We start from the raw sequence: 4,185 nt of genomic DNA, 5'->3' as shown, positions 1-4,185 counted from the left end.
CTGCGCGCCTTTGTCGACATCGCACAAGAAATCGGCCGGACGCCCTCGCGAGCGCCCGGCCGAGTTGCCTGAGCCGAAAAGCCGGTTGGCGGCTTACTTCTTGACCGCAGCCGCGACTTCCGCCGCGAAATCGGTTTCTTCCTTCTCGATGCCCTCGCCCAGCGCGAAGCGCAGGTAAGCGGTGATCTTGGCCGGCGCGCCGATGTCCTTCTCGGCATCCTTCAGCGCCTTCTCGACGGTGATGTCGGGATTGAGCACGAAGGCCTGCTTCAGGAGCACGACCTCTTCGTAGAACTTGCGCAGACGGCCTTCGACCATCTTCTCGATAATGGCTTCCGGCTTGCCGGACTGGCGCGCCTGGTCGGAGAAGATCGCCTTCTCGCGTTCGACCGCGGCCGGATCGATCTGCTCTGCGGTCAGCGCCATCGGATTGGTGGCAGCGACATGCATGGCGACCTGACGAGCGAAGGCATTGGCCGCATGCTCGTTGCCCGTGGTCTCGATGGCGACCAGAACACCGAGCTTGCCAAGGCCATCGGCAACCGCGTTGTGGACGTAGGTTGCGACGGCGCCGTGCGGAACGGTCAACTTGGCAGAGCGGCGGAAGCCCATGTTTTCGCCAATGGTGCCGACAGCGTCCTTGATGGTGTCGGCAACCGACTTGTCCGAACCGGGATACTTTGCGGCGGCTACAGCCTCTGTCGTGCCATAGGCCAGAGCGACCTTGGCAACGTTGGCGACGATTTCCTGAAACGCGGCGTTGCGAGCAACGAAGTCGGTCTCGGAATTGACTTCTACGACGGCCGCTTCGCGAACGCCGGAATCAACGCCAATCAGGCCCTCCGCTGCAGTGCGTCCAGCCTTCTTGTCGGCTTTGGAAATACCCTTCTTGCGCAGCCAGTCGACGGCCTCTTCCATGTTGCCGTTGGTCTCGGTCAACGCCGCCTTGCAGTCCATCATGCCCGCGCCGGTCAAGTCGCGGAGTTCTTTGACCTGTGCAGCCGAAATGCTCATTGTCGCCTCTTTGTTTTAAATGCACCGACGCACCATCGGTGTTCGATGGTGCGTCTGTTTAGCGTGCCAAAATATGAGAAAGATGAAGGCCGCAACCGGCCTTCGATTATCAAGCTTCGGGGGCTTCCGACGCTGGGGCCGGAGCCGGCTCGAGCGCCGGCTCGATCGGAGCTTCGACCGAAGCGCCGATGTCGACGCCGAGCGCGCCCTGCTGGCGAGCGATGCCGTCGATCGCAGCCTTGGCGATCAGGTCGCAATAGAGCTGGATGGCGCGGGCCGCGTCGTCATTGCCGGGGATCGGGAAGTCGATCTTGTCCGGATCGCAGTTCGAATCGATGATGGCGACGACCGGGATGCCGAGACGCTTGGCCTCGAGGATAGCGATCGCTTCCTTGTTGGTGTCGATGACGAACATCAGGTCGGGCGTCGAGCCCATGTCCTTGATGCCGCCCAGCGCCTTGTCGAGCTTCTCGCGCTCGCGGTCGAGGTTGAGGCGCTCCTTCTTGGTCAGGCCCTGGGCCTCACCGGCCAGCATCTCGTCGAGCTTGCGCAGGCGCTGGATCGAGTTCGAGATCGTCTTCCAGTTGGTGAGCATGCCGCCGAGCCAACGCGAGTTGACATAGTACTGGGCCGAACGCTGTGCCGCATCGGCGACGATGTCGGACGCCTGACGCTTGGTGCCGACGAACAGCACGCGGCCGCCCTTGGCGACGGTGTCGGAAACCTGCTTCAGCGCCTGGTGCAGCAAAGGCACCGTCTGCGACAGGTCGATGATGTGGATGTTGTTGCGGGCGCCATAGATGTAAGGCGCCATCTTCGGGTTCCAGCGATGGGTCTGGTGGCCGAAGTGAATGCCAGCTTCCAAAAGCTGGCGCATGCTGAAATCAGGCAGTGCCATTCAAAGTTCCTTTCCGGTTAGCCTCCACGGACACAGGCATTTTTGGACTTTGTCCTCGAACGCCACCGGAGGTTTCAGCCGGATTTCTCCCGGGCAGACACCAAAGTCCGTGTGTGGAATGAGCGCGCATATAGAGGGGATGCGCGACAAACGCAAGCCGTGTGCCGCTTCACCGCTCAGCGTGCGGCAATCAGCGCTCCGGTGCCGATCATGGCGCTGCCGGCGAACCTGTTCATCAGCCGCATGCGCCTCGGTGTCCGGAACCAGCCCGAAGCCCGGCCCGCGAGAGCGGCATAGAGACCCATGGTGAGGATGTTGACGCTGATCACGACAGCAACCACCAGCAGGCCATCTGCAAGGGTCATGGTGTCAAGGTTCAGGATCAGCGGCATGATCGAGGCATGGAACAGGATCGCCTTCGGATTGCCAAGCGCAATGGATGCGCCGAGGAAGAACGACCGCGACAATCTCGCCTGCGCCGCCTGCGGCTCATTCGATTGCGTAGCGGCAGCGCGCCACATCCTGATGCCGAGGAAGACGAGATAGGCAGCGCCCGCGTATTTCAGCAGCAGAAAAATCCATTCGAAGGTCTGGGCCAGCGCCACCAGTCCGAGCAGTGCCAGTGTGACCAGCACGGCATCGCCGGCGGCAACACCGACTCCGGCCATGAACGCGCGAAGGAACCCGCGCGACACGCCGTTGGTGATGACGGCGAACATTGCGGGTCCCGGCGTCGCGGCGGCAAGTGTGATCGCAGCGCAATAAGCCAGAAATGCCGTCAGCGTCATGAGCGAATCTTTCCCTTGGGCACCCTCACTCGCCTGAAGATCGCGACGATCTCCTCGCGGCTGCATTCGATGGCGCCGAGCCGCACCGCGCGGTCGCGCTCGAAGCCGGTTATGTCATAATGCGGCGCCGATGTCTTGGGCGGCCCCTGATAGGATGAGCGCTTGACGCCAAGCTGAGCGGCAAAGCGATGCAACTCGTCGGTGTCGTCAGCCATCAAATGGCACCAGCGATGACCAACCCATTTCCAGATTGCCGCGTCGACATAGACCGCCATGAGGCTTGCCGCATTCCTTCATCTTGCGCCGATCGGCACTCGTCTAGCGATGATAGAAGGGATTCGGATAGAAAATGAAGCCGCGGCCGGCCTCGATCTCTGCCACGGTGCTGGTGATGGCTTCCTGCATGCGACGGTGCAGCTCGGCAACCGCGTCCTCGATCGAGCCAGCATATTCATGCAGGCCCAGCGCCTCCGGCACCCGGATATAGGCGCAACGCGGTCCGGCCGGCTGCGGAATGAACCGGTTCATCGTGTCGCGCAGTCCGCCCCGGCAGTAGTCGTTGCGTATACGCTTCAGGTGTTCGGCGATCTCCTCCTGGGTGATGCGCGGGTTGGTCGAGGCCCAGGGCCCGACGCGTTGCAACCTCTGGACCGCGTCGGCGAGCGTGCGGACCTGCTTTTGCCCTTCCGCATCGCCGGTGTTTTCGCGCTGCCAGCGACGCGCCCGCCGCAGAAGCTCGGTGGTGTCGGTGATGGCAGCTTCGGGTGAGATACTTTCGCCGAGCCGGCGGGCGAGTTCGATGATCAACCCCTGCTGGCGCTCGGCATAGGTCTGGCCTTCGTCAGACGGCATGCCCCATGCGGCTTCGTCGCGGGTCAGCAGCGTCGAATAGATATGGTGGATGCGCTGCGGCAGCGTGTCGGTCGCGTGGCGTTCTATGTTCAGGCTTTTCTCGACATAGGCGCATTCCTTCGCCAGCGCCGCTTCGACATTCCCGGTGAAGGCAAGTTTCCAGACGACTGGCGCGATCCAGACCTTGAAATCGGGATCCGTGGCCCGGCCGCGCTTGAGGGCCTCAAGCCCCATCTCGACGGCACCCGACAGCAACGGCGCGACGATATTGGCGTGCCAGCCAACGCCGCCTTCGGGATGCAGCAGCACGCCATGACCTTTCAAGGCCCAGGCGACGGAGTGTTCCTTGGCTGCCCCGCTGTTGCCGGGAATCTGGGCGATCAGGTTGTTGGCCAGCCAGAATTTCTGCATCAGCCGGCCGAGACCGTTGACGACACCGTTCGTCGCCCAGGAGGCAGTGAGCGGGCTGACCTGCGACACGATCTCCTTGTCGATCATCCAGTCGGTGAAGAATTCGGGATGGTTGGGCGTGATGAAAGTCGCCTTCCCTGCCCCGCAACTGGCCTTCAGCCGTTCGAGGTCAGCGTCGGGAAAGGCGATGTGACGGACATTGGCGACGCCGCGCAGACCGGC

The 4,185-nt window shown here is 62.6% G+C and carries 5 protein-coding genes; all 5 read right to left on the bottom strand.

The genetic code is table 11. The annotated features are described in order from the left end of the window. Positions 1–93: 93 nt before the first annotated feature. Positions 94–1,014 carry a translation elongation factor Ts gene (tsf, locus tag EN993_RS32180; RefSeq protein ID WP_109669054.1) on the bottom strand — a complete coding sequence of 307 codons (921 nt, stop codon included), beginning with the start codon at positions 1,012–1,014 and terminating at the stop codon, positions 94–96. 109 nt (positions 1,015–1,123) lie between these two features. Further along, the gene (gene rpsB / locus EN993_RS32175; protein WP_127265800.1) at positions 1,124–1,912 is read right to left on the bottom strand and encodes a 30S ribosomal protein S2; all 789 of its coding nucleotides are present in this window, start codon (positions 1,910–1,912) and stop codon (positions 1,124–1,126) included. A 176-nt stretch (positions 1,913–2,088) separates the two neighbouring features. Beyond that, entirely contained in the window at positions 2,089–2,700 is a 612-nt protein-coding gene (locus EN993_RS32170) for a LysE family translocator (protein ID WP_127265799.1), read from the bottom strand. Beyond that, positions 2,697–2,975 (bottom strand): DUF4031 domain-containing protein, encoded by a 279-nt coding sequence (locus EN993_RS32165; RefSeq protein ID WP_127265797.1) that lies wholly within the window; start codon positions 2,973–2,975, stop codon positions 2,697–2,699. Before EN993_RS32165 ends, EN993_RS32170 begins: the two co-directional genes overlap by 4 nt. Before the next feature lie 43 nt (positions 2,976–3,018). Next, positions 3,019–4,185, bottom strand: a 1,167-nt coding sequence (locus EN993_RS32160; RefSeq protein WP_127265795.1) for a hypothetical protein, incomplete at its 5' end; no start/stop codon positions are given.

This window comes from Mesorhizobium sp. M7D.F.Ca.US.004.01.2.1, assembly GCF_003997785.1.
Lineage (GTDB): Bacteria > Pseudomonadota > Alphaproteobacteria > Rhizobiales > Rhizobiaceae > Mesorhizobium > Mesorhizobium loti.
This window is presented reverse-complemented; position numbering and strand designations above follow the sequence as displayed.

Coding starts and splice junctions, on each gene's coding strand:
- EN993_RS32170 (WP_127265799.1), bottom strand. CDS start 2,700: ATGACGCTGACGGCATTTCTGGCTTATTGCGCTGCGATCACACTTGCC.
- EN993_RS32165 (WP_127265797.1), bottom strand. CDS start 2,975: ATGGCGGTCTATGTCGACGCGGCAATCTGGAAATGGGTTGGTCATCGC.
- rpsB (WP_127265800.1), bottom strand. CDS start 1,912: ATGGCACTGCCTGATTTCAGCATGCGCCAGCTTTTGGAAGCTGGCATT.
- tsf (WP_109669054.1), bottom strand. CDS start 1,014: ATGAGCATTTCGGCTGCACAGGTCAAAGAACTCCGCGACTTGACCGGC.